This is a genomic window from Streptomyces sp. NPDC006798 (genome assembly GCF_040635975.1).
Classification (GTDB): domain Bacteria; phylum Actinomycetota; class Actinomycetes; order Streptomycetales; family Streptomycetaceae; genus Streptomyces.
In genome coordinates, this window is the sequence record NZ_JBEYIS010000042.1 from 1 (window position 1) to 22,594 (window position 22,594).

21 protein-coding genes are annotated in these 22,594 nt (G+C 72.4%); 14 read left to right on the forward strand and 7 right to left on the reverse strand.

All coding sequences use genetic code 11. The features are described from left to right. Positions 1 to 83: 83 nt before the first annotated feature. Positions 84 to 431 (reverse strand): DUF3817 domain-containing protein, encoded by a 348-nt coding sequence (locus tag ABZ714_RS25220; protein ID WP_358827598.1) that lies wholly within the window; start codon positions 429 to 431, stop codon positions 84 to 86. A 166-nt stretch (positions 432 to 597) separates the two neighbouring features. On the opposite strand from ABZ714_RS25220, the gene ABZ714_RS25225 reads away from it, so the two are divergent. From ABZ714_RS25225 to ABZ714_RS25240, 4 genes are all read left to right on the forward strand, one after another. After that, positions 598 to 1,236, forward strand: coding sequence for an AIM24 family protein (locus tag ABZ714_RS25225; protein ID WP_358827599.1), 639 nt, complete (start codon positions 598 to 600; stop codon positions 1,234 to 1,236). After that, positions 1,237 to 1,887, forward strand: a complete 651-nt coding sequence (locus ABZ714_RS25230) for an AIM24 family protein (RefSeq protein WP_358827600.1) — start codon at positions 1,237 to 1,239, stop codon at positions 1,885 to 1,887. Next, positions 1,884 to 2,669 (forward strand): AIM24 family protein, encoded by a 786-nt coding sequence (locus tag ABZ714_RS25235; RefSeq protein WP_358827601.1) that lies wholly within the window; start codon positions 1,884 to 1,886, stop codon positions 2,667 to 2,669. Before ABZ714_RS25230 ends, ABZ714_RS25235 begins: the two co-directional genes overlap by 4 nt. Positions 2,670 to 2,894: 225 nt before the next feature. Next, positions 2,895 to 3,371 (forward strand): MarR family transcriptional regulator, encoded by a 477-nt coding sequence (locus tag ABZ714_RS25240; RefSeq protein ID WP_358827602.1) that lies wholly within the window; start codon positions 2,895 to 2,897, stop codon positions 3,369 to 3,371. A 140-nt stretch (positions 3,372 to 3,511) separates the two neighbouring features. Here ABZ714_RS25240 and ABZ714_RS25245 read toward each other — a convergent pair whose 3' ends face one another. Then, positions 3,512 to 4,933, reverse strand: coding sequence for a HAMP domain-containing sensor histidine kinase (locus ABZ714_RS25245; protein ID WP_358827603.1), 1,422 nt, complete (start codon positions 4,931 to 4,933; stop codon positions 3,512 to 3,514). Beyond that, positions 4,930 to 5,595 carry a response regulator transcription factor gene (locus ABZ714_RS25250; RefSeq protein ID WP_358827604.1) on the reverse strand — a complete coding sequence of 222 codons (666 nt, stop codon included), beginning with the start codon at positions 5,593 to 5,595 and terminating at the stop codon, positions 4,930 to 4,932. Before ABZ714_RS25250 ends, ABZ714_RS25245 begins: the two co-directional genes overlap by 4 nt. Positions 5,596 to 5,712: 117 nt before the next feature. Between ABZ714_RS25250 and ABZ714_RS25255 the strand changes: the two genes are divergently transcribed. After that, positions 5,713 to 6,327: a PepSY domain-containing protein gene (locus ABZ714_RS25255; RefSeq protein ID WP_358827605.1), complete on the forward strand. Its 615-nt coding sequence runs from the start codon at positions 5,713 to 5,715 to the stop codon at positions 6,325 to 6,327. An 821-nt stretch (positions 6,328 to 7,148) separates the two neighbouring features. Here the strand turns inward: ABZ714_RS25255 and meaB are convergent. Next, positions 7,149 to 8,102 (reverse strand): methylmalonyl Co-A mutase-associated GTPase MeaB, encoded by a 954-nt coding sequence (meaB, locus tag ABZ714_RS25260; protein WP_358827606.1) that lies wholly within the window; start codon positions 8,100 to 8,102, stop codon positions 7,149 to 7,151. Positions 8,103 to 8,218: 116 nt separating this feature from the next. After that, positions 8,219 to 9,439: an acetyl-CoA C-acetyltransferase gene (locus tag ABZ714_RS25265; RefSeq protein WP_358827607.1), complete on the reverse strand. Its 1,221-nt coding sequence runs from the start codon at positions 9,437 to 9,439 to the stop codon at positions 8,219 to 8,221. Positions 9,440 to 9,585: 146 nt separating this feature from the next. Between ABZ714_RS25265 and mce the strand changes: the two genes are divergently transcribed. The 7 genes from mce to ABZ714_RS25300 all read left to right on the forward strand — a co-directional run bounded on the left by mce (position 9,586) and on the right by ABZ714_RS25300 (position 19,366). Then, positions 9,586 to 10,014: a methylmalonyl-CoA epimerase gene (gene mce / locus ABZ714_RS25270; RefSeq protein WP_358827608.1), complete on the forward strand. Its 429-nt coding sequence runs from the start codon at positions 9,586 to 9,588 to the stop codon at positions 10,012 to 10,014. A 168-nt stretch (positions 10,015 to 10,182) separates the two neighbouring features. After that, positions 10,183 to 14,070: a polarized growth protein Scy gene (scy, locus tag ABZ714_RS25275; RefSeq protein WP_358827609.1), complete on the forward strand. Its 3,888-nt coding sequence runs from the start codon at positions 10,183 to 10,185 to the stop codon at positions 14,068 to 14,070. Between the two features lie 167 nt (positions 14,071 to 14,237). Further along, a complete protein-coding gene (locus ABZ714_RS25280) occupies positions 14,238 to 15,176 on the forward strand; it encodes a cellulose-binding protein (protein ID WP_358827610.1) in 939 nt (312 codons plus the stop codon). 125 nt (positions 15,177 to 15,301) lie between these two features. Continuing rightward, complete coding sequence (locus tag ABZ714_RS25285; RefSeq protein WP_358827611.1) at positions 15,302 to 16,360, forward strand: ATP-binding cassette domain-containing protein; 1,059 nt, start codon at positions 15,302 to 15,304, stop codon at positions 16,358 to 16,360. Between the two features lie 4 nt (positions 16,361 to 16,364). Further along, entirely contained in the window at positions 16,365 to 17,144 is a 780-nt protein-coding gene (locus ABZ714_RS25290; RefSeq protein ID WP_358827612.1) for an ABC transporter permease, read from the forward strand. A gap of 279 nt (positions 17,145 to 17,423) precedes the next feature. Then, positions 17,424 to 18,539, forward strand: coding sequence for an ABC transporter ATP-binding protein (locus ABZ714_RS25295; RefSeq protein ID WP_358827613.1), 1,116 nt, complete (start codon positions 17,424 to 17,426; stop codon positions 18,537 to 18,539). Continuing rightward, positions 18,536 to 19,366: an ABC transporter permease subunit gene (locus ABZ714_RS25300; protein ID WP_358827614.1), complete on the forward strand. Its 831-nt coding sequence runs from the start codon at positions 18,536 to 18,538 to the stop codon at positions 19,364 to 19,366. The genes ABZ714_RS25295 and ABZ714_RS25300 overlap by 4 nt, the downstream gene beginning before the upstream one ends. Positions 19,367 to 19,398: 32 nt before the next feature. Here ABZ714_RS25300 and ABZ714_RS25305 read toward each other — a convergent pair whose 3' ends face one another. Continuing rightward, positions 19,399 to 19,728 (reverse strand): ATP/GTP-binding protein, encoded by a 330-nt coding sequence (locus ABZ714_RS25305; protein ID WP_358827615.1) that lies wholly within the window; start codon positions 19,726 to 19,728, stop codon positions 19,399 to 19,401. Positions 19,729 to 20,017: 289 nt separating this feature from the next. Between ABZ714_RS25305 and ABZ714_RS25310 the strand changes: the two genes are divergently transcribed. Further along, positions 20,018 to 21,085, forward strand: a complete 1,068-nt coding sequence (locus tag ABZ714_RS25310) for an LLM class flavin-dependent oxidoreductase (protein WP_358827616.1) — start codon at positions 20,018 to 20,020, stop codon at positions 21,083 to 21,085. Between the two features lie 129 nt (positions 21,086 to 21,214). On the opposite strand, the gene ABZ714_RS25315 is transcribed toward ABZ714_RS25310, so the two are convergent. Then, positions 21,215 to 21,607, reverse strand: coding sequence for an SCO5389 family protein (locus tag ABZ714_RS25315; RefSeq protein WP_358827617.1), 393 nt, complete (start codon positions 21,605 to 21,607; stop codon positions 21,215 to 21,217). A 310-nt stretch (positions 21,608 to 21,917) separates the two neighbouring features. On the opposite strand from ABZ714_RS25315, the gene nucS reads away from it, so the two are divergent. Next, entirely contained in the window at positions 21,918 to 22,580 is a 663-nt protein-coding gene (gene nucS / locus ABZ714_RS25320; RefSeq protein ID WP_358827618.1) for an endonuclease NucS, read from the forward strand. The last annotated feature ends 14 nt before the right edge of the window (positions 22,581 to 22,594 follow it).

The following is a 22,594-nucleotide window of genomic DNA, read 5'->3' on the forward strand; positions in this document are numbered from 1 at the left end:
CTCACCACAGCGGCCCCCTCCCCCGCGCGGGGCCCCCCCCCCCCCCCCTCGACGCGGCGGGCGACCCGTGGGTCCGCCGTGGCTCAGGCCGGGTTGACGGTGCCCTCGCGGCGCGCCCGGGCCGCGATCACCTCGTCGTCCGCCGCCCGCTTCAGCTTGCGCTCGGCGACGAAGCCGCCGAGCGGCACCACCGAGAGCACGAAGTACAGCGCCGCCGTCTTGAACTCCCACTTCGTCCGGTTCCAGGCGTCGAGCCAGAAGAGGACGTAGATGATGAAGAGGATGCCGTGGATCATCCCGAGGGCCGGTACCGCGTTGAAGTCCGTCGTGCGCTTCAGCACCGCCGCGATGATCAGCAGCACGAAGGAAACGGCCTCCGGTGCCGAGATCAGCCGGAGGCGGTGGAGGGACGAGGCGGTCTTGATGTCCACGGCGGATGCACCTTTGATTTTTAGACGATCTTGTGAAAGCGCTCACAAGCGCAGCCCTCATTCTGCCAGCCGCTTTGCCGAGTCTTTGTCCGGGGTGGCCTCCCGGCCGCCGTGATCCTGCCCACGGACCTGTTCCCGCCCGGCCGGCGCCGGTTACCTTCGGCTGGTGGCAACCTTCCGGCTCCAGGGGAGCAAGGTGCTCGCGGTCGACCTGACCGGCGACACCGTCAAGGCGAAGAACGGGTCGATGGTCGCGTACGACGGCCGGATGGCCTTCAAGAAGCTGTCCGGCGGCGGTGAGGGCATCCGGGGGATGGTGACCCGCCGCATCACCGGCGAGCAGATGACGCTGATGGAGGTGAAGGGAGAAGGCACCTGCTTCTTCGCCGACCGGGCGTCGGAGATCAATCTGGTCGACCTCCACGGGGACAAGCTCTATGTCGAGTCCAGCAATCTGCTGGCCGTGGACGGCGGGCTGCGGACCGGCACCAGCTTCACCGGAATGCGCGGCGGCGCCTCCGGCAACGGCCTCTTCACCACGACCCTCGAAGGCACCGGCCGGGCCGCGATCATGTCGGACGGCCAGGCGGTGGTGCTCCGGGTGACCCCGCGGTACCCCCTCTCGGTGGACCCGGGGGCGTACGTCGCCCACCAGGGCGACCTGCGGCAGAACTTCCAGTCCGGGGTCACCTTCCGCACCTTCGTGGGCGAGGGCGGCGGCGAGGCGTTCCAGATCCGCTTCGAGGGCGACGGCCTGGTCTACGTCCAGCCGAGCGAGCGGAACACGATCGCGGGTGACGTCTAAATGGCCTTCCGCGAGATCAACTCGAAGATGATCGAGGCGACCGTCGCCCCCGGGCAGCGCCTCTTCAGCCAGCGCGGCGCGATGATCGCGTACCGCGGCGAGGTCTCCTTCACCCCCAGCACCACCGGCGGCGCGGGCGGTATCGGCTCCATGATCGGCCGCCGGGTGGCGGGCGAGGCCACCCCGCTGATGAGCGTCGAGGGCAGCGGCACGGTGATGTTCGGCCACGGCGGCCACCACATCCAGGTGGTCGAGCTGACCGGCGACACGCTCTATGTGGAGGCCGACCGGCTGCTCGCCTTCGACGGCGCGCTGGAGCAGGGGACGATGTTCCTCGGCTCGCAGGGCGGCGTGATGGGCGTGGTCCGGGGCCAGGTCACCGGCCAGGGCCTGTTCACCACGACCCTGCGCGGCCACGGCGCGGTCGCGGTGATGGCCCACGGCGGTGTGATCGAACTGCCGGTCGTCCCGGGCCGCCCGGTCCATGTGGACCCGCAGGCGTACGTGGCCCACCACGGCGACATCCGCAACAAGCTCTCCACCGCCCTCGGCTGGCGGGACATGGTGGGCCGGGGCTCCGGCGAGGCGTTCCAGCTGGAGCTGAGCGGCAGCGGCGCGGTCTACGTACAGGCATCGGAGGAGAAGCTGTGACCGGAACCGGTGCCCTGGTGGCCCATGATCCGACGACCCTGCCGGGCGACGACAACGTCAACCCGTACACCTTCTGTGTGGAGTTGAAGGGGAGCCAGTGGTTCCTCCAGAAGGGGAAGATGATCGCCTACTACGGGCGGATCGACTTCAACGGCATCGGCCACGGGCGGCTCGACCGGCTGCTGCGGACCTCCTTCCACTCACCGCTGCACGCGGCCGACTGGGTGGTGGCGGAGGGCAGCGGGAAGATGCTGCTCGCGGACCGGGCGTTCGACGTCAACTCCTACGACCTCGACGACGGCAATCTGACCATCCGGGCCGGGAACCTGCTGGCCTACCAGCCTTCGCTGGCGCTGAAGCAGTCGATCGTGCCCGGCTTCCTCACCCTGATCGGGACCGGGAAGTTCGTGGCCGCGTCCAACGGTCCGGTGGTCTTCATGGAGCCGCCGCTACGGGTGGACCCGCAGGCCCTGGTGGGCTGGGCCGACTGCCCGTCGCCCTGCCACCACTACGATCACGGCTATATGACCGGGGTGATGGGCGGGGTACGGGCGCTGACCGGGCTCGGCGGCACGTCGGGCGAGGAGCACCAGTTCGAGTTCGTGGGCGCCGGGACCGTGCTCCTCCAGTCGTCCGAGAGCCTGCTGCCGGAGACCGCGACGGGGGCGCCTCCGGCGCAGGCGGGGGTGCCGGGCGGGTCCGGCGGGAGCCAGGCGCAGCACGGCTCGGCCCCGCGTCTGCCCGGCCAGCTGGGGGACATCCAGCGCCGTTTCGGTCTCTGACCGGGGGTACCCGGAGTGTGCGGCAGGGCGGACTGCGCCCCTCGCGCGCTGCGTACACTGCGCAGTCCCACGGGTGGTCGTTCGGGCGGTCGCGCGAGTGGCCGCGGTACGACCGACGCCGTACGGTGCGCCCGGCGTCCCGGGCGTCGCGCGTCACACCCCCGCGGACCTCACGGAACCTCCCAAACTAGTCCGCCTTTCAACTTTTTTAGGTAGAATCCATCTATGGAGACCGAGACGGCCACCCGCTGGCTCACCGACGACGAGCAGCGCACCTGGCGCACCCACCTCGACGTCAGCCGACTGCTGATGCACCAGCTCGAAAAGGACCTCCAGCCGTTCGGCCTGACGAACAACGACTACGAGATCCTGGTCAACCTCTCCGAATCGCCCGATCTGCGGATGCGGATGAGCGATCTCGCCGCCGCCACCCTGCAGTCCAAGAGCCGGCTCTCCCATCAGATCACCCGGATGGAGACCGCCGGACTGGTCCGCCGGGAGAACTGCGAGTCGGACCGGCGGGGGCTGTACGCGGTCCTCACCGACCACGGCATGGAGACCATGCGGAAGGTCGCCCCGCACCATGTGGCGTCCGTCCGCCGCCACTTCATCGATCTGATGACCCCGGAGGCGCTGGCCGATCTGCGGGAGTCCCTGACCCCCGTCGCCGAACATCTGCGCGGCCACCGCGGCAAGGCCTGACCCCGGGGCGGCACCCGGCGGGCCCGCGCCCGGCCCCGTACCACCGGCACTCCGCCGGTGGTACGGGGCCGGGGCCTTTCCCGAACCCGTACGGCCCCGGCCCGTCCGGTCATACAAATGACCGCACGGACGACCCGGAGTCACGCCACCGGCAGCCGCAGTACGAAAAGCGCACCACCCGCCGGGGAATCCGCCACCGTCAGAGTGCCGCCGTGCCGCCGGGCCACATCCCGGGCGATGGCGAGCCCGAGACCGGCACCGCCGTCGTCCCGGCCACGCGCCTCGTCCAGCCGGACGAACCGCTCGAAGACCCGCTCCCGCTCGGCCTCCGGCACCCCGGAACCGTCGTCCCCGACCGCCAGCACCGCGTCGGCGCCCTCCCGGCGCACCGACACCGTCACCGCCCCGGCCGCGTGCCGCTGCGCGTTGTCCAGCAGATTGCCCAGCACCCGGGCGAGCTGCCCCGGCGACCCCAGCACCTCCACCCCGTCCGCCGCCACGACCGTCACCGGCACCCGGTCCGCCGCGCCCCGCTGCGACAGCTCCTCCCGGGCCAGCGCCGCCAGATCCACCCGCGACCGCCCCGGCCGCTCCCCCGCGTCCAGCCGCGCCAGCAGCAGCAGATCCGCCGCCAACTGCTGCAGCCGTACGGTGTCGGCCACCGCGCCCGGCACGTCCAGCAGCCCCGGATGGGCCTCCCCCACCTCCAACTGCGTCCGCAGCGACGCGATCGGGCTCCGCAGCTCGTGCGAGGCGTCGGCGACGAACCGCCGCTGCCGCTCCACCGACGACTCCAGCGCAGCCAGGGTCTCGTTGGTGGTCCGCGCCAGCCGGGCCACCTCGTCCCGGGTCCCCGGCTCCGGCACCCGCCGCGACAGATCCTCGGACGCCGTGATCGCCGCCATCTCCGTCCGGATGTCCTCCACCGGACGCAGCGCCCGCCGCGTCACCAGCCAGGTCACCGAACCCACCACCAGCAGCAGCACCGGAAGACCGGCGAGCATGGCCTCCCGTACCGACTCCACGGCGTCCTGCTCGACCGTCAGCGGCGCGCCCGCGTAGACCGTGACGTCCCGGCCCTCGCCGATCGTCACGTCCACGGCGGCGAAGATGTACCCGGCCGTCTCGCCGTCCACGGTCGCCTCGCCCCGGCTGAACCGCGGCGGATCGCCCGACACATGACCCCGGTCCGGCTCTTCGGAATCGTCCCCCGGATCCGGCTCATCGGCCTCGTCGCCACCGGTCCGCCGGGGCTCCGGCGTCACATCGGCACTGCCCGTACCCGAGATCTTCTCCAGATCCTTGCTGACCGCGACCGTCCGGCCGTCCTCGTCGACGACCTGCACCGGCCGGTCCTCCGTCGACGGTACGGTGATCGGCCCCGCGTCGCCCTCCGCCGCGATCCGCGACGCCACCTCCCGGGCCGTCACCTCCGCCTGCAACTCGGCCTGGTCCGTCAGAAACGACCGCAGCACCAACAGCACCGCGAACCCCGCCGCCACCAGGGCGACCGCGACGACGGCCGTCGCACCGATCGTCGTCTTCGCGCGTACGGACCTCATCGCGGCGCCACCAGCCGGTAGCCCGCGCCCCGCACGGTCTGGATGTAGTGCGCGCCCAGCTTGCGGCGGAGCGCGCTGATATAGACCTCGATGATGTTCGGATCGCCGTCGTAGGCGAAGTCCCAGACGTGCTCCAGGATCCGCGCCTTGCTGACGACCTCGTCCGCGCGGATCGCCAACTGCTCCAGCACCGCGAACTCCTTCGCCGTCAGCGCGACCTCCCGCTCCCCCCGATACACCCGGCGGGCCGCCGTCTCCACCCGCAGATCCCCCACCACCAGCGACGGAGACGCCGTACCCCGGCCCCGGCGGCGCAACAGCGCCTTGATCCGGGCGGTCAGCACGACATACGAGAACGGCTTCGTCAGATAGTCGTCGGCCCCGGTGTCCAGGCCCTCCGCCTCGTCGTACTCGCCGTCCTTCGCGGTCAGCATCAGGATCGGGACGTCGTTCCCGGCGGCCCGCAGAGCGCCGCAGACCCGGTAGCCGTTCATCCCCGGCAGCATGATGTCCAGGATCACCAGGTCGTAGCCGCCCTCGGAGGCCCGGTGCAGCCCCTCCGTACCGTCATGGACCACATCCACGGCATAGCCCTCGGCGGTCAGTCCCCGGGCCAGGGAGAGGGCGAGACGGCGCTCGTCCTCGACGATCAGCAGACGCATGACCACAGGGTCGCAAACCCAAGCTGAAGAAGGCTTCAGGTGACTTCAGCAAGCCTTCAGGTGCACTCGGTCACCTTGGGAACGTCCAGTCAGCCACGACGACCGACGGGAAACCCCATGAAGCGCAAGATCGTCCTCGCCACCGCCGTGGCCGCCCTCATGGCGGGCGGCACGTACACGGCGTTCGCCTCGTCCGGCGCGCTGTCCGGCACGCCCTCCACGTCCTCCACGTCCTCCTCCAGCTCCTCCGGCGACGGCGCCGCGCCCGTCTCCCGGATCTCGGTGACCGAGGCGACCGAGGCCGCCCTCGCGAAGTTCCCCGGCACCCTGGAGTCCGCCGACCGCGACGACGACCGGGGCCACTGGGAGATCGAGATCCGCGCCACCGACGGCAAGGAGCGGGAGGTGACGGTCGACGCGGTGTCGGGCGAGGTCCGGGTGGACGACGGATCGTCGGACGACCGGGACGACCGCGACGACGCGGATGACCGGGACGACGCGGATGACCGGGATGACCGCGACTCCCGGGACGACGACGCGTCGGCGGCCACCGCGAAGACCACCGCCCGCCAGGCGACGGACGCGGCGCTCAAGCTCCACCCCGGCACGGTGACCGAGGTCCAGTTCGACGACGGCCGCTGGGAGGTCGAGGTCCGCGGCGACAACGGCAAGTCGTACGACGTCGACGTCGACGCGACCACCTCCAAGGCGACGACGAGCCCCGACGACTGACGGGCGCCTCCCGCTGGGGCGCCTCCCGCTGTGGGGTGCTTGGTCCCCGGGGCGCCTGGTGCCGGGGTTGCCCGCCTCGCGCGGGGTCTTCGCGCCTCAGGCGCCGGCGGGGCGGGGGCGCCTCCCGCTGTGGGGTTCCTGGTCCCCGGGCCCCCGGTGTGGGGTTGCCTGTGCCAGGCGGGGCCTTCGCGCCTCAGGCGCCGGCGGGGCTGAGGGAGATGTGACCGTCGCTCCAGCGGTATGCGGGCGGTCTTGTGCGGCGTCGGGAGGGTCGGTGGCCTCCGGGCTCACCTCCTCACGGACGGCGGAAGTGAGGGTCTCCTTCAGGAGACCCGATCTTCTCCGCCGCCCTCCCCCAAAGCTGCCTTTGGGGGGACCCCCAGGGGGCGACCCCGCACCCCCCGACCACGCCGACCGCACCTGCCCCCTGGTGCTGGAGCCCGTCCCGGGGAGGGGATGCTGCCACCTGGTGTCGGTGGTCCGCCTGTTGCCCGGTGGCTGGCTGGTCGCGCAGTTCCCCGCGCCCCTGACGGGGCGCGTCTCCTTTTCAGGGGCGGGCGGCGCTCGGGAGAGCGTTAGGGGCTCGGGGAACTGCGAGACAAGCCACAGGCGGGCCGCCGACCGCGAACAACATCAGGCCGCCGGGCGCGGCCCGGGTAGTTCGGGACGGTGCCCCGGAGGGCCAAGGCTCTGGGGGTCCCCCCATCGCCGAAGGCATAGGGGGCGGAACTGCGGGACAAGCCACCGGCGGACCGCCGACAACACCGGGCCGCCGGGCGCGGCGGACCCCCGGGGGGCCAGGGAGCCCGCGACGGGAGGCGCTACCCCGTGAGGCCCTCCAGGAGGGTGTCGGCGGCGCCGTAGGGGTCGAGGGAGCCCGCGACCACGCGGGCGGCCAGCGCGTCGACTCGCCGGTCGCCGTGGAGGTCCGCGATCCTGGCGCGCAGGGCCGTGACCGCGATGGTCTCCACTTCGCCCGCCGCCCGCCGCAGCCGGCGCTCCGCGAGGACGCCGTGCTCTTCCATCCAGGCGCGGTGTTTGTCGAGCGCCGTGACGACCTCGTCGATGCCCTCGCCGCGCGCGGCGACGGTCTTCACGATGGGCGGGCGCCAGTCGCCGGGCGCGCGGGCCTCGCCGAGGCCGAGCATGTGGTTGAGCTCGCGCGCGGTCGCGTCGGCGCCGTCGCGGTCGGCCTTGTTGACGACGTAGACGTCGCCGATCTCCAGGATGCCCGCCTTGGCGGCCTGGATGCCGTCGCCCATGCCGGGGGCGAGGAGGACGACGGAGGTGTCGGCCTGGGCGGCGATCTCGACTTCGGACTGGCCGACGCCGACGGTCTCGACCAGGACGATGTCGCAGCCCGCGGCGTCGAGGACGCGTACGGCCTGGGGCGCGGCCCAGGCGAGTCCGCCGAGGTGGCCCCGGGTGGCCATGGAGCGGATGTAGACCCCGGGGTCGGATGTGTGTTCGGACATCCGGACGCGGTCGCCGAGGAGGGCTCCGCCGGAGAACGGGGACGACGGGTCGACGGCGAGTACGCCGACCCGCCGGCCGGTCCTGCGGTAGGCGCTCACCAGTGCGGAGGTGGTGGTGGACTTGCCGACGCCGGGCGAGCCGGTCAGCCCCACGACGTACGCGTTGCCGGTGAGCGGCGCGAGCGCGGCCATCACTTCCCGTAGCTGGGGTGACGCCCCCTCGACGAGGGAGATCAGCCGGGCGACGGCGCGGGGGTGTCCCGCCCGTGCCCGGTCGACCAGTTCGGGGACGTCCACCATGGCTCCGCTCCTCCTGTGTTCGCGGCGGCCGCCCCGGGCGGCGGGCGCCGTGGATCCGATGCGCCCGGGGGCGCTGTCCGGGGAGTGCCCCGGGGCCCGGCCCCCGGGGTGTCCTGTTACGCCGGTGTGCCGGTGCCGGGCGCGGGGACCCGGAGGATCAGCGCGTCGCCCTGGCCGCCGCCGCCGCAGAGGGCGGCCGCGCCCACGCCGCCGCCGCGCCGGCGCAGCTCCAGCGCGAGGTGGAGCACGATCCGCGCGCCGGACATGCCGATGGGGTGGCCCAGCGCGATCGCGCCGCCGTTGACGTTCACCTTTTCCGGGGACACTCCGAGGTCCTTCATGGACTGGACGGCGACCGCCGCGAACGCCTCGTTGATCTCGATCAGGTCGAGGTCTTCGACGGCGATGCCTTCCTTGCCGACGGCGTGGACGATCGCGTTGGAGGGCTGGGAGTGGAGGGAGTTGTCGGGTCCGGCGACATTGCCGTGGGCGCCGATCTCGGCGATCCACGTCAGGCCGAGTTCCTCGGCCTTGGCGCGGCTCATGACGACGACGGCCGCGGCTCCGTCGGAGATCTGGGAGGAGGTGCCCGCGGTGATGGTGCCGTCGGCGGCGAAGGCGGGCCGCAGCCGGGCCAGGTTCTCCGCCGTGGTCTCGGCCCGGATGCCCTCGTCGTCGGTGAGGACGACGGGGTCGCCCTTGCGCTGGGGGATCTCGACGGGGGCGATCTCGGCGTCGAAGAGGCCGTTCTTGCGGGCGGCGGCGGCCCGCTGGTGGGAGGCGGCGGCGAGGGCGTCCTGTTCGGCCCGGCCGATGCCGAGGCGGGCGTTGTGCTTCTCGGTCGACTCGCCCATGGCGATCTGTTCGAAGGAGTCGGTGAGGCCGTCGTGGGCCATGGCGTCCAGCATGCCGACGGCCCCGTACTTGAAGCCCTCGCGGGACTTCGGCAGCAGGTGCGGGGCGTTGGTCATGGATTCCTGGCCGCCCGCGACGACGATGTCGAACTCGCCGGCCCGGATCAGCTGGTCCGCCAGGGCGATGGCGTCGAGTCCGGAGAGGCAGACCTTGTTGACGGTGAGCGCCGGGACGCCCATCGGGATGCCCGCCTTGACGGCGGCCTGGCGGGCCGGGATCTGTCCGGCGCCCGCCGTCAGCACCTGGCCCATGATCACGTACTGGACCTGGTCGGGGCCGATGCCCGCCCGGTCGAGGGCGGCCTTGATGGCGAATCCGCCGAGGTCGGCGCCGGAGAAGGACTTCAGCGAGCCGAGCAGCCGCCCCATGGGCGTGCGGGCGCCCGCGACGATCACTGTGGTGTTACCGGTCGTTCCTGACATGGGCAACGATCCCTTCCGGCTCGGACGCCGAGGAGTGAACGAGGGTTTACTACAAATGTACTGAGCGGTATGCCGGAAGGTCACGACGCGCTCCGTGTGACGGCGCGCACCTTGCGCAACCGGGGGCGGCCCGATCCACTGGTGCCATGCTGACGCGTATCGACCACATCGGGATCGCCTGCTTCGACCTCGACGCGACCGTCGAGTTCTACCGGTCCACGTACGGCTTCGAGGTCTTCCATTCGGAGGTCAACGAGGAGCAGGGGGTACGGGAGGCCATGCTGAAGATCAACGAGACCTCCGACGGGGGCGCCTCCTACCTCCAGCTGCTCCAGCCGGTCCGGGAGGACTCACCGGTCGGGAAGTGGCTGGCCAAGAACGGCGAGGGGGTCCATCACATCGCCTTCGGCACGGCCGATGTCGACGGGGACGCCGAGGCGATCCGGGAGAAGGGCGTCCGGGTGCTCTACGACGAGCCGCGGCGCGGCTCGATGGGCTCCCGGATCACTTTCCTGCACCCCAAGGACTGCCACGGCGTACTGACCGAACTCGTCACCTCCGCAACGGAGCACTGACCCGAAGGATTCCCGGCCCGGTAGAGTGGGCGGTTCCGGGCCGGGGCCGGGTCGGGGCCGCGACGCGTCCTCTCATATTGTTCTGTCACCATTCCCCGGGGGCCGTTCGCCGGGCGGGCGGTGTTTGTGCGGGAGAAGTTGCGACCAGGGGACGGATGGGACCGCGTAGTGCGGGGCTACGAACGCCAGGACAGCCACCGAGCTGACGACGACGTCCTCTCTCGGTTCGAGGCCGATATGGACCGGCTGAAGACCGAGCGGGAGAAGGCCGTCCAGCACGCCGAGGACCTCGGTTACCAGGTCGAGGTATTGCGGGCCAAGCTCCACGAGGCACGCCGCGGGCTGGCGGCCCGTCCCGCGTACGACAATCCCGATCTCGGCTATCAGGCCGAGCAGATGCTGCGGAACGCGCAGGCCCAGGTCGACCAGATGCGCTCGGACGCCGAGCGCGAGCTGCGGGACGTCCGGGCGCAGGCGCAGCGGCTGCTCCAGGAGCACGCGGAGCAGCAGGCCCGGCTCCAGGCGGAGCTGCACGCGGAGGCCAATCAGCGGCGGCAGCGGCTCGATCAGGAGCTGGCGGAGCGCCGGCAGACCGTCGAGGCGCATGTCAACGAGAACGTGGCGTGGGCCGAGCAGCTGAGGGCTCGTACGGAGTCCCAGGCGCGCCGGCTGATGGACGAGTCCCGGGCGGCGGCCGAGCAGTCCCTGGCGCAGGCGCGCGCCGAGTCCAAGCGGCTGACGGACGAGGCCCGTTCCCGGCTGGGCGCGGAGGCGGAGGCGGCGCGTTCGGAGGCGGAGGCGCTGCTGCACCGGGCCCGCCGGGACGCGGAGCGGATGCTGAACACGGCGTCGGCGCAGGCCCAGGAGGCCACCGGGCACGCGGAGCGGCTGCGGTCGTCGACGGCGGCCGAGGCGGAGCAGGCGCGGCAGCAGGCGGCGGAGCTGAGCCGGGCGGCCGAGCAGCGGCTGGCGGAGGCCGATGAGCGGTTGCGGGAGTCGCGGGCGGAGTCGGAGCGGCTGGTCGCCGAGGCCAAGGACGCGGCGGCCCGGCAGGAGGCGGCCGCGGAGTCGCTGAGCGAGCAGCGGACCCGTACGGCGAAGGCTGAGGTCGCCCGGCTGGTGGCCGAGGCGACGACGGAGGCGGAGGCCGCGAAGGCCGAGGCCGAGCAGGTACTGGCCGATGCCAGGTCGGAGTCGGAGAAGCGGCTGGCGGAGGCCTCGGAGAAGGCGCGGACGATCGCGGCCGAGGACTCCGCGGCGGCCATCGCCAAGGCCGCCAGGGATGCCGAGGAAGTGCTCACCAAGGCGTCCGAGGACGCCCGGGAGACCACCCGGAAGGCGGCCGAGGAGGCCGAGCGGATCCGTCGTGAGGCGGAGTCGGAGGCGGACCGGCTGCGCGGTGACGCGGCCGAGCAGGCCGATGACATCAAGGGCGCGGCCAAGGACGACACCAAGGAGTACCGGGCTCGTACGGTCGAGCTGCAGGAGGAGGCCAGGCGGCTGCGCGGCGAGGCCGAGACGCTGCGGTCCGAGGCGGTCGCCGAGGGCGAGCGGATCCGTACCGAGGCCCGCCGGGAGGCGGTGCAGCAGATCGAGGAGGCGGCGTCCACCGCCGAGGAGCTGCTGACGAAGGCCCGGTCGGACGCGGACGAGCTGCGGGCGGGCGCGGGCAGCGAGAGCGAGCGGATCCGCACCGAGGCGATCGAGCGGGCGACGACCCTGCGCCGCCAGGCCGAGGAGACGCTGGAGCGGACCCGGGCGGAGTCCGAGCGGCTGCGGGTGGAGACCGAGGAGCAGGCGGACGCCATGCGGGCCGCCGCCGAGCAGGCCGCCGGCGCGCTGCGCGAGGAGGCCGAGCGGGCGGTCGCGGCCCGGCAGGAGGAGGCGGCGCGGGCGGTGGCCCGGCTGCAGTCCGAGGCGGAGGCCCGGCTCGGGGCCGCCGAGACGACGTTGTCGGAGGCGCGGACCGAGGGCGAGCGGCTGCGGCGCGAGGCCGCCGAGGAGGCCGACCGGCTGCGGACGGAGACGGCGGAGCGGATCCGGAGCCTCCAGGAGCAGGCCGACCACGAGGCGGACCGGCTGCGGACCGAGGCCGCGGCGGACGCGGCGACGGCCCGCGCGGAGGCGGAGAACATCGCGGTACGGCTGCGCGGGGACGCGGCGGCCGAGGCGGAGCGGCTGAAGACGGAGGCGCGGGAGACCGCGGACCGGCTGCGGGCCGAGTCCGCGGCGGCGGCCGAGCGGGTGGGTGCCGAGGCCCAGGAGGCGCTGGCGGCGGCCCAGGAGGAGGCCGTACGGCGTCGCCGGGAGGCCGAGGACACCCTGGGCGCGGCCCGTTCCGAGGCGGACCGGGAGCGGGAGCGGGCCCGGGAGCAGAGCGAGGAGCTGCTGGCTTCGGCCCGTAAGCGGGTCGAGGAGGCGCAGTCCGAGGCGCAGGCGCTCACGGAGGACGCGGACCGGCGGGCGTCGGAGACGGTGGCGGCGGCCGAGCAGACCGCCAAGCAGGTCCGGGACGCGGTCGCCGGGCTGCACGAGCAGGCCGACGAGGAGATCGCGGGGCTGCGGTCGGCGGCCGAGCACGCGGCGGAGCGGACCCGTACCGAGGCGCAGGAGGAGGCCGACCGGCTGCGGTCCGACGCGCACGCCGCGGTGGAGCGCGCCACCGAGGACGCGGCCCGGCTGCGGGAGCGCGCCCAGGAGGAGACGGACGCGGCGAACGCGCTGGCGGAGCGGACGGTCACGGACGCCATCGCCGAGGCGGAGCGGCTGCGGGCGGATTCGGCGGAGTACGCCCAGCGGATGCGGACGGAGGCGTCCGACACGGTCGCGACGGCCGAGCAGGACGCGGCCAGGACCCGGGCCGACGCCCGGGACGACGCCAACCGGATCCGTTCGGAGGCGGCGGGGCAGGCGGACCGGCTGGTCGGCGAGGCGGCGTCGGAGGGCGACCGGATCCGGGCCGAGGCTCAGACGGTGCTGGACGAGGCGCGGACGACGGCCGACAAGCGGCGGGCGGACGCGGCGGTGCAGGCCGACCAGTTGCTGACGGAGGCCCGGGGCGACGCGGAGCGGCTGCGGGCCGAGGCGGCGGAGACCGTGGGTTCGGCGCAGCAGGCGGCGGAGCGGATCCGGGCCGAGGCGCAGAAGACGAAGTCGGACGCGGAGGCGGCGGCGGAGCGGCTGCGGGCCGAGGCGCGGACGGCGGCGGACCGGGCCGTCGACGAGGCCCGGGAGGCGGCGGCGAAGCGGCGCCGGGACGCGGCGGAGCAGGCGGACCAGTTGGTCAACCGGGCTCAGGAGGAGGCGCTGCGCGCGGCGCTGGAGTCCGAGAAGCAGGCCGACGCGATGGTCGGCGCGGCCCGCAAGGAGGCGGAGCGGCTGGTCTCGGAGGCGACCGTGGAGGGCAACTCCCTGGTGGAGCGGGCCCGCGCGGACGCGGACGAGCTGCTGGTCGGCGCGCGCCGGGACGCCACCGCCATAAGGGAGCGGTCGGACGAGCTGCGGGTCCGGGCCGAGTCCGAGGTGGAGGAGTTGCACGAGCGGGCCCGCCGGGAGACCGCCGAGCAGATGAAGGTGGCCGGCGAGCGGGTGGACCATCTGGTGAAGGCGGCCACCGAGCAGCGGAACGAGTCGGTGCAGAAGGCGAAGGACCTGCTGGCGGAGGCGAACTCCGAGGCGAGCCGGGTCCGGATCGCGGCCGTGAAGAAGGCCGAGGGCCTGCTGAAGGAGGCCGAGGCGAAGAAGGCCGGGCTGATCCGCGAGGGGGAGCAGATCAGGGCCGAGGCCGAGGCGGAGGCCCGCCGGATGGTCGGCGACGGCAAGCGGGATCTGGATGTGCTGGTACGCCGCCGGGAGGACATCCAGGCGGAGATCTCCCGGGTGCAGGACGTGCTGGAGGCGCTGGAGTCGTTCGAGGCTCCGGGTGCGGCCGACGGCAAGGGCCCCAGACCCGGCGGCGGTTCGGCCGACGGCAAGGGCGGCGTCCCCCAAGGGGGCGTCAAGGCGGGCGCGTCGGCGGGAGTTAACCGTTCGGGCGGCAAGTCGTCACGGTCCTAGGCCGTGTCCGGTGGATCAGGAGAGCCCTCCGGGGTCCATCGGACACGCCTCAGGCACTCAAAAGACTGCATATTCTCCAGATCAAACCCGTATCCGCTCGATGACACACCGCTTCGGCCCCTAGGATTCCCCCTATCACCTCACCGGTCTCTTTCGACAGGAACCCCATGAGCGACACTTCCTCCCCCTTCGGCTTCGAGCTCGTGCGGCGTGGTTACGACCGCGGTCAGGTGGACGACCGCATTACCAAGCTCGTCGCCGATCGTGATAGCGCCCTGACCCGGATCACGTCTTTGGAAAAGCGCATCGAGGAACTGCACCTCGAGACGCAGAACGCCCAGGCGCAGGTCAGCGACGCCGAGCCGTCGTACGCCGGACTGGGCGCGCGCGTCGAGAAGATCCTCCGTCTCGCCGAGGAGGAGGCGAAGGACCTGCGCGAGGAGGCGCGCCGCGCCGCCGAGCAGCACCGGGAGCTGGCCGAGTCCGCCGCCCAGCAGGTCCGCAATGACGCGGAGGCGTTCGCCGTCGACCGCAAGGCGAAGGCGGAGGACGAGGGCGTCCGGATCGTCGAGAAGGCGAAGGGCGACGCCAGCCAGCTCCGTTCGGACGCGCAGAAGGACGCGCAGTCCAAGCGGGAGGAGGCGGACGCGCTCTTCGAGGAGACCCGCGCCAAGGCCGCCCAGGCCGCCGCCGACTTCGAGACGAACCTGGCCAAGCGCCGCGAGCAGTCCGAGCGTGACCTGGCGTCGCGTCAGGCGAAGGCGGAGAAGCGGCTGGCGGAGATCGAGCACCGGGCGGAGCAGCTGCGTCTGGAGGCGGAGAAGCTCCGTACGGACGCCGAGCGCCGGGCCCGTCAGACGGTGGAGACCGCGCAGCGCCAGGCCGAGGACATCGTGGCGGACGCCAATGCCAAGGCCGACCGGATCCGCAGCGAATCGGAGCGCGAGCTGGCGGCGCTCACCAACCGCCGCGACTCGATCAACGCCCAGCTGACCAACGTCCGCGAGATGCTGGCGACGCTGACGGGTGCCGCGGTGGCCGCGGCGGGCGCGCCCGCCGACGACGAGCCGATCTCCCGGGGCGTTCCGGCGCAGCAGTCCCGCTGACCCGGCCGTCCCGCCGGCCCCTCCCGTCAGAGCGGCCCCGCCGTGACGGATCGTCCGGTCAAATGAGTGTCAAGCCCCCCGCCACCCGAGTGGCGGGGGGCTTCGCGCGCCTTTAGCGTGTCTGCATGATCGAGCTGGAGGGTCTCACCAAGCGCTTCGGGGCGAAGGTCGCCGTCGACCGGCTCTCGTTCCGGGTCCGGCCGGGCATGATCACCGGTTTTCTGGGGCCGAACGGGGCGGGCAAGTCGACGACCATGCGGATGATGCTGGACCTCGACATCCCGACCGCGGGTTCGGTCCGGATCGACGGCCGCCACTACCGCGATCTGGCGGAGCCGCTGAAGTACATCGGGGCGCTGCTGGACGCCAAGGCGATGCACGGCGGGCGGAGCGCGTACAACAATCTGCTCTGTCTCGCCCAGTCGAACCGGATCCCGGAGTCCCGGGTCGCCGAGGTGCTGGATGTGGTCGGTCTGACCTCGGTGGCCCGAAAGAAATCGAAAGGATTTTCTCTCGGGATGGGGCAGCGGCTCGGTATCGCCTCGGCGCTGCTCGGCGATCCCGAGATCCTGATGTTCGACGAGCCGGTGAACGGACTCGACCCCGAGGGCATTCACTGGATCCGCAATCTGATGAAGGGGCTGGCGGCCGAGGGCCGGACGATCTTCGTCTCCTCGCATCTGATGAGTGAAATGGCCCTGACCGCCGATCATTTGATCGTCATCGGGCAGGGGAAACTGCTCGCCGACACCTCGATGGCGGAGTTCATCCGGCAGAACTCGCGGAGTTACGTACGGCTCCGCTCGCCGGAGCCGGAGCGGCTGCGGGACGTCCTGCACGGCGCCGGTCACCGGGTGCTGGAGTCGGCCGGAACGCTGGAGGTCGACGGTGCGACCACCGAGGCGCTGGGTGAGCTGGCCGCCGCGCACGGGGTGGCGCTGCACGAGCTGAGCCAGCAGCGGGCATCGCTCGAGGAAGCGTTTATGCAGATGACGGCGAGTGCGGTGGAGTACCACGCCCACGGCACCCCGGCCGGGGCCGGAGCGGGCCCCGGACCGGACCGGTCGCGGCAGCGGCCGGAAGGGCAGGCCGGGGACCCGGGACGGCCGGGATGGGGCGCCGGGTGGTCCGCGCGTCCCGGCGGGAGCGACGAGGGCGGCGACGGCCGCGGCAAGGGAGCCTGACGCGATGGCCTCGGTACCCGCGGTCCTCCAGTCGGAGTGGACCAAGATCCGGACGGTGTCGTCCACGGTCTGGACGCTCGCCTCGGCCTTCGTCGCCACGGTGGCGATCAGCGCCGCGCTCTGCGCCGTCTACAACGCCACCTTCGACGACATGCCCGATGCCCAGCGGCTGACCTTCGACCCGGTCCTGGCCGGGTTCTCCGGGATCGTGCTGGGTCAGCTGGCGATGGTGGTCTTCGGCGTCCTGGTCGTGGGCACCGAGTACAGCTCCGGCATGATCCGGACGTCCCTGGCCGCCGTACCCCAGCGGGGCACGTTCCTCTTCGGCAAGATCGCGGTGGCCACCGCCCTGGCGCTGGCGGTCGGGCTGGTCACCAGCTTCGTCACCTTCTTCATCGGGCAGGCCCTGCTCGGCGAGCACCGGACGGCCCTGGGCGACGAGAACGTACTGCGCGCGGTCTTCGGCGCCGGGCTCTACATGGGGCTGATCTCCCTCTTCTCGATGGCCGTGGCGGCGATGCTGCGCAGTTCGATGCTGTCGCTGGGCATTCTGATGCCGTTCTTCTTCCTGGTCTCGCAGATCCTGACCGCCGTCCCGAAGGCGAAGGACGTCGCGCGCTACTTCCCGGACCAGGCGGGCTCCAAGATCATGCAGGTGGTACCGGGCGCGATGGGCAGCGACAAGGCGCCGTACGGCCCCTGGGAAGGGCTCGGGATCATGGTGCTGTGGATCATCGCGGCCCTGATCGGCGCCTATCTGGTGATCAAGAAGCGGGACGCCTGAGAAGATCCCGAACAGGCACCCCCGGGGCGCCCCCGGCACTCTCGGCGGACCACCGCCGGGGGCGACGGAAAGTGTCCGGAAGATGACGCTCCGCAGGGGCGCGCGAGTTGGTCGCGCGCTCCGGGGCAAAACCATCCGAACAGGGTGTACACGGGCAATGAAGTACACGTCACTCCTGCGGGGGAACCGCCGGTCGGCAGATATCCTCGTAAGCCTTACGGGGGGCACGCGGCGACGAAGCCGACGGCCCGGAACCTCTGACGCCGATGGGGCAGGAGCATGATCGAGGCAGTCGGCCTGACAAAACGCTACGGCACCACGACGGCGGTGGAGAACCTCACCTTCCAGGTCAGGCCAGGCGCCGTAACCGGATTCCTCGGGCCCAACGGCGCCGGGAAGTCCACCACCATGCGGATGATCCTCGGCCTGGACAATCCGACCTCCGGCACGGTCACGGTCGGCGGCCGGCCGTACCGCGCGGCGGTGAACGCGCCCCGCGAGGTCGGCGCGCTGCTCGACGCCAAGGCCGTGCACGGCGGGCGGACCGCCCGCAACCACCTGCTGTCCCTGGCCCAGCTGGCCGGGATCCCGGCCCGCCGGGTGGACGAGGTACTCGGCGTCGTCGGCCTCCAGGACGTGGCCCGGCGCCGCTCCAAGGGCTTCTCCCTCGGGATGGGCCAGCGGCTGGGCATCGCGGCGGCCCTGCTGGGCGACCCCCGGGTCCTGCTCTTCGACGAGCCGGTGAACGGACTCGACCCCGAGGGCATCCTCTGGGTCCGCAATCTGATGAAGGCCCTGGCCGCCGAGGGCCGTACCGTCTTCGTCTCCTCCCATCTGATGAGCGAGATGGCCCTCACCGCCGACCATCTCATCGTCATCGGCCGGGGCCGGCTGCTCGCCGATATGAGCGTCCGGGACTTCATCGCGGCCAACTCGGCGGGCTATGCCCGGGTCCGTACGCCGCAGGACGAGCCCGAGCGGCGCGAGAAGCTCTCCGGGGTGCTCGCCGAGGCCGGGGCCCGGGTCATGCCCGAGCCGGACGGCGCGCTGCGGGTGATGGGGCTGCCGCTGCCCCGGATCAGCGATCTGGCGCACGAGGCCGACGTCCGGCTCTGGGAGCTGTCGCCGCATCAGGCATCCCTGGAAGAGGCGTATATGCGGATGACCCAGGGGTCCGTGGACTTCCGCTCCAGCCAGGACGACAAGTCCGGACTGCGGGAGCAGCCGCCGTTCGGGGCGGCGCCGGAGATGCCCGAGATGCCGGTGGGCGGCTGGTACGCCCCGCCGCGGCCGGAGGAGAATCCGTACGCGGCCCCGGTCGCACCGCCCGTCGCCCCCGGGGGCCCGGCTCCCCTGCCGCCCGCCCCGCCGACCACGCCCGAGGACGCCCGATGACCACGCCCCACCCGCAGCCGGGCGCCTCCGCCGGGTACACCTCGCCGATCCCGGTCCGACCGGCCCGGCTCGCCGACGCGATCACCTCCGAGTGGACCAAGATCCGCTCGCTGCGGTCCACCATGTGGACGCTCGGGGCGATGGTCGGTCTGCACTTCGGGGTCGGCACCCTGACCGCGTGGATCGCCCGCGAGACCACCGAGGGCACCGATTTCGTCCGCGACGACATCCTGGCCCTCGGCTTCTTCGGCGCCGTCCTCGCCAGCCTCTGTGTGATCACCCTCGGGGTGCTGACGATCACCTCCGAGTACGGCACCGGACTGATCCGGACCACGATGACGGCCTGTCCGTCCCGGGCCCGGATACTCACCGCCAAGGCCGTCGTCTACTTCGTCCTGGTCTTCTCCGTCAGCACGGTGACCACCCTGCTGCTCGGCGTCGTCCAGGTCGGCATCGCCGGCGGGGAGCCGAGCGGCGGCCAGTGGCTCCGGGCCACCCTGGGCGCCAGCCTCTATCTGGCCCTGCTCGGACTGCTGTCGCTGGCCGTGGGGTCGCTGATCCGGCACTCCGCGGGCGCGATCACCATCATGCTGGGGTTCGTGCTGCTGCCGCTGGTGATGGCGCTCTTCATGGCCGGCTCCGGCGGGATGCGGCGGCTCAGCGAATGGCTGGTCCAGTACTCGATCCCGAGCCAGCTCGGGGTGGTCTACGAGGGCGAGATGATGTCGGGCGGTCCGAGCGGCCCGGCGGCCCTGGTGATCATCGCGGTACTGGCGGGCGCGGCCCTGGGCGGCGCGTACGCGGCTCTGGAGTCCCGCGACGTCTGATCAGCCCTACAGCCGCCGTACGCCCGCGGTGGTCAGTAGCGGGGTGTGTTGCGGGACCGCCGTACCCGGCTGGTGCGGCGGTCCTTCGCGTTCCAGCACGCCTTGTGCCAGTGCCGCCGGTCGTCCACCCCGCCGTGCTCCGGCCAGGCCACCACATGCGGTACGGAGGACGGGATCTCCTGGTCGCACCCGGGACAGCGGTACCGCTTGCCCTCGGCCGACGCCCCGGCCACATGGCGGACCGACCACTCCTCTCCCTGCCATGACTCGGTACTGCCGAAGCCGCCGTACCGGTCGCCGGGATCACCGGCCGTCGCTGGGGACTTGTCGCCGCCCTTGGGGCGGTTGCGGCGGGGGGACACGCGGCACCTCACGGGGCGAGTAGGGGCGTTTCCTGAGTTTTCCGGCGGGTTCCTGAGTTTTCCAGGGGGTTCCTAGGGTTTCCAGGGAGTTCCTGGTGGTTTCCCGCACGGTCCAGCCTACGGGCCGACGCGCCGGGTAGCCGCACCCGGGAGGGTGACGGATCGGGCCGCCACAAGGACGGGTTGGCGGACTATCCGATAAATCTCGCCATCGCCCGTGCCTTTGGCACGTGTCAGACGTTAGTGCGGGCAGGGGGAGCGCCGGGTCGGCCGCGAGGAGGCAGAAGGCATGCGCGTGGGTACGTTCGTCCTGGCCGCCCAGTTCCCGGGCCAGGGACGGGGGGAGGCTCTGCACCGGGCGGTGCGGACGGCCGAGGTCACCGAGGAGACCGGGCTCGACTCCGTCTGGCTGGCGGAGCACCATTTCGTGCCGTACGGCGTCTGCCCGTCGGCGGTCACCCTGGCGGCGCTGCTGCTGGGCCGGACCCGCCGGATCGGCGTCGGGACGGCGGTGAGTGTGCTGCCGAACGCCCATCCGGTGGCGCTCGGCGAGCAGGCGGCGCTGCTCCACATCACCAGCGGCGGGCGGTTCTCCCTCGGAGTGGGCCGGGGCGGGCCCTGGATCGATCTGGAGGTCTTCGGCTCGGGGATCGGGGCGTACGAGTCGGGCTTCCCCGAGTCGCTCGATCTGCTGCTGCGCTGGCTCCGGGAGCCCTCGGTCGGCGCGGACGGCGAGCGCTACCGGTTCCGCGCGGTCGACGTCGTACCGCGCCCGGCGGACCTGTTGGAGAGCCCGGTCCCGCTGGAGGCCCCCGCCCGGCCCGGCGGCCCGGCCCCGCACCCGGAGGTCGTGGTCGCGTGTACGTCCCCCGGCGGGGTGCGGACCGCCGGGGAGCGGGGACTGCCGATGCTGCTGGGGATGCACTGCGGCGACGAGGAGAAGGCGGAGATGGTCGCCCTGTGGCGGCGGCACGCCCTGGCCGCCGGCCACTCCCCCGACGACGTGGCCGCCGCCGGACATGTCTCGGCCGGGGTGGTCCAGCTCGACGACCGGGCGGGGGACGCCCGTGAGCGGCTGCTGAAGGCGATGCCGGGGTGGCTGCGCCAGGGGCTCGGCGCTCATCGGACGGTCGACGACAGGACGCGGGCGATGCGCGATCCGGTGGCGTACACCGAGCTGTTGTGCTCGCTCCACCCGGTGGGCCCGCCCCGGCTCGCGGCCGACCGGCTCGCGGCCACGGCGGAGCGTACCGGCATCACCCGGTTCGCCCTGCTCGCCGAGGGCTCCGGCGACCCGGCCGCCACCGAGGCGACACTGCGCGGCCTGGCCGGTGAGGTACTGCCGCTGCTGGTCTGAGCACCGGGCGCGACCGAGCCCCCCGCCCGGGAACGTCCCGGCGGGGGGCCTACGGAGCCGCCCTCTCCGCACGGCCGGACGCCCCGCATCTCCCGCGATGCGAGGCCGCTCCGTCACCGCGCACAGGTCTCAGCAGTCGCGTAGCTCCGGCGACTGGTTGAGCAGCTGTCCCCGGGGCGAGGTGAAGCGGGCGAGCCGCTCGTCCACCGACGGGTCCAGCGGGAACACCGCGACGCGGTGGCAGTTCTGGAACGCGAGACGTACTCCGAAGTGCCGCTGCAGCGCACCGCGAATGGCGTCACTCGCCAGCGCGCGCAGCAGTTGGCCACGTGCCTGCTCGTTCGGCGGAGGCGTCTGGTTGTCGGCGAACTCACCGCCGTCGACCTTCAGCTGGGCCACCAGGGAACTGATCATCTCCCATGCGAAGGGCAGGGAGGTCCGGACGCAGTCGACGAAGGCGGCTTCGTCGACCTCGCCTCGCTCGGCCTGTTCCAACAGAGCCGGTGAGACGTCGAGCGACATGGGTTCTCCTCTCGCGACCCCCCATCCCCAGGGGGCCTTACGGGCAGGGAAGAAGGCATCGAACGGCACCCGAACACGCCGACATGGGCATGGCGCATGACGACGCAGAGTGCACGACCGACGACCTCCCGCATCCACGGTAAGTGCGCCGTCCCGCCCGCACCAGAAGATTGGGCATACAACCAGCCAGAAACGAACGGGGACAAGTGGGACGACCCGAAGGCCCTCAGCCAAGCTCAGTAGCGGCTGCGGACGGAGGAGCGCAGGGGGAATCGCGCGCCGCCGCGTGCGTCGAGTAGCGTTGCCGACCATGCGCCTTGTCATCGCTCGCTGCTCCGTGGACTACGTGGGCAGGCTCACCGCCCACCTCCCTTCCGCTCCCCGTCTGATCCTCGTGAAGGCCGACGGCAGCGTCTCCGTCCACGCAGACGACCGGGCGTACAAACCGCTGAACTGGATGTCCCCGCCCTGCACCCTCAAGGAGGGCGACGGCACCGTCTGGACGGTCGTCAACAAGGCGGGCGAAAAGCTGATCATCACCATGGAGGAGGTTCTCCATGACTCCTCCCACGAGCTGGGAGTCGACCCCGGTCTGATCAAGGACGGTGTCGAGGCCCACCTCCAGGAACTCCTCGCCGACCGGATCGAGACACTGGGCGAGGGCTACAGCCTGATCCGCCGCGAGTACCCGACGGCGATCGGCCCGGTCGACATCCTCTGCCGGGACGGCGGCGGCGCCACGGTCGCGGTCGAGATCAAGCGGCGCGGCGAGATCGACGGCGTCGAGCAGCTGACCCGCTATCTGGAGCTGCTGAACCGCGACCCGCGTCTGTCGCCGGTCCGCGGCGTGTTCGCGGCCCAGGAAATCAAACCGCAGGCCCGCGTCCTGGCGACGGACCGCGGCATCGGCTGCGTGGTCCTGGACTACGACGCACTGCGCGGCATCGAGGACGACAAGCTCCGCCTCTTCTGATCCCCGGGGGCGGT

Excerpts from the sequence above, each read along its gene's own strand:
- ABZ714_RS25255 (WP_358827605.1), top strand. The coding sequence starts at position 5,713 with ATGAAGCGCAAGATCGTCCTCGCCACCGCCGTGGCCGCCCTCATGGCG.
- nucS (WP_358827618.1), top strand. The coding sequence starts at position 21,918 with ATGCGCCTTGTCATCGCTCGCTGCTCCGTGGACTACGTGGGCAGGCTC.
- ABZ714_RS25230 (WP_358827600.1), top strand. The coding sequence starts at position 1,237 with ATGGCCTTCCGCGAGATCAACTCGAAGATGATCGAGGCGACCGTCGCC.
- ABZ714_RS25290 (WP_358827612.1), top strand. The coding sequence starts at position 16,365 with ATGGCCTCGGTACCCGCGGTCCTCCAGTCGGAGTGGACCAAGATCCGG.
- ABZ714_RS25300 (WP_358827614.1), top strand. The coding sequence starts at position 18,536 with ATGACCACGCCCCACCCGCAGCCGGGCGCCTCCGCCGGGTACACCTCG.
- ABZ714_RS25280 (WP_358827610.1), top strand. The coding sequence starts at position 14,238 with ATGAGCGACACTTCCTCCCCCTTCGGCTTCGAGCTCGTGCGGCGTGGT.
- meaB (WP_358827606.1), bottom strand. The coding sequence starts at position 8,102 with ATGGTGGACGTCCCCGAACTGGTCGACCGGGCACGGGCGGGACACCCC.
- ABZ714_RS25285 (WP_358827611.1), top strand. The coding sequence starts at position 15,302 with ATGATCGAGCTGGAGGGTCTCACCAAGCGCTTCGGGGCGAAGGTCGCC.
- ABZ714_RS25240 (WP_358827602.1), top strand. The coding sequence starts at position 2,895 with ATGGAGACCGAGACGGCCACCCGCTGGCTCACCGACGACGAGCAGCGC.
- ABZ714_RS25315 (WP_358827617.1), bottom strand. The coding sequence starts at position 21,607 with ATGTCGCTCGACGTCTCACCGGCTCTGTTGGAACAGGCCGAGCGAGGC.
- ABZ714_RS25250 (WP_358827604.1), bottom strand. The coding sequence starts at position 5,595 with ATGCGTCTGCTGATCGTCGAGGACGAGCGCCGTCTCGCCCTCTCCCTG.
- ABZ714_RS25245 (WP_358827603.1), bottom strand. The coding sequence starts at position 4,933 with ATGAGGTCCGTACGCGCGAAGACGACGATCGGTGCGACGGCCGTCGTC.
- ABZ714_RS25310 (WP_358827616.1), top strand. The coding sequence starts at position 20,018 with ATGCGCGTGGGTACGTTCGTCCTGGCCGCCCAGTTCCCGGGCCAGGGA.
- ABZ714_RS25295 (WP_358827613.1), top strand. The coding sequence starts at position 17,424 with ATGATCGAGGCAGTCGGCCTGACAAAACGCTACGGCACCACGACGGCG.
- mce (WP_358827608.1), top strand. The coding sequence starts at position 9,586 with ATGCTGACGCGTATCGACCACATCGGGATCGCCTGCTTCGACCTCGAC.
- ABZ714_RS25265 (WP_358827607.1), bottom strand. The coding sequence starts at position 9,439 with ATGTCAGGAACGACCGGTAACACCACAGTGATCGTCGCGGGCGCCCGC.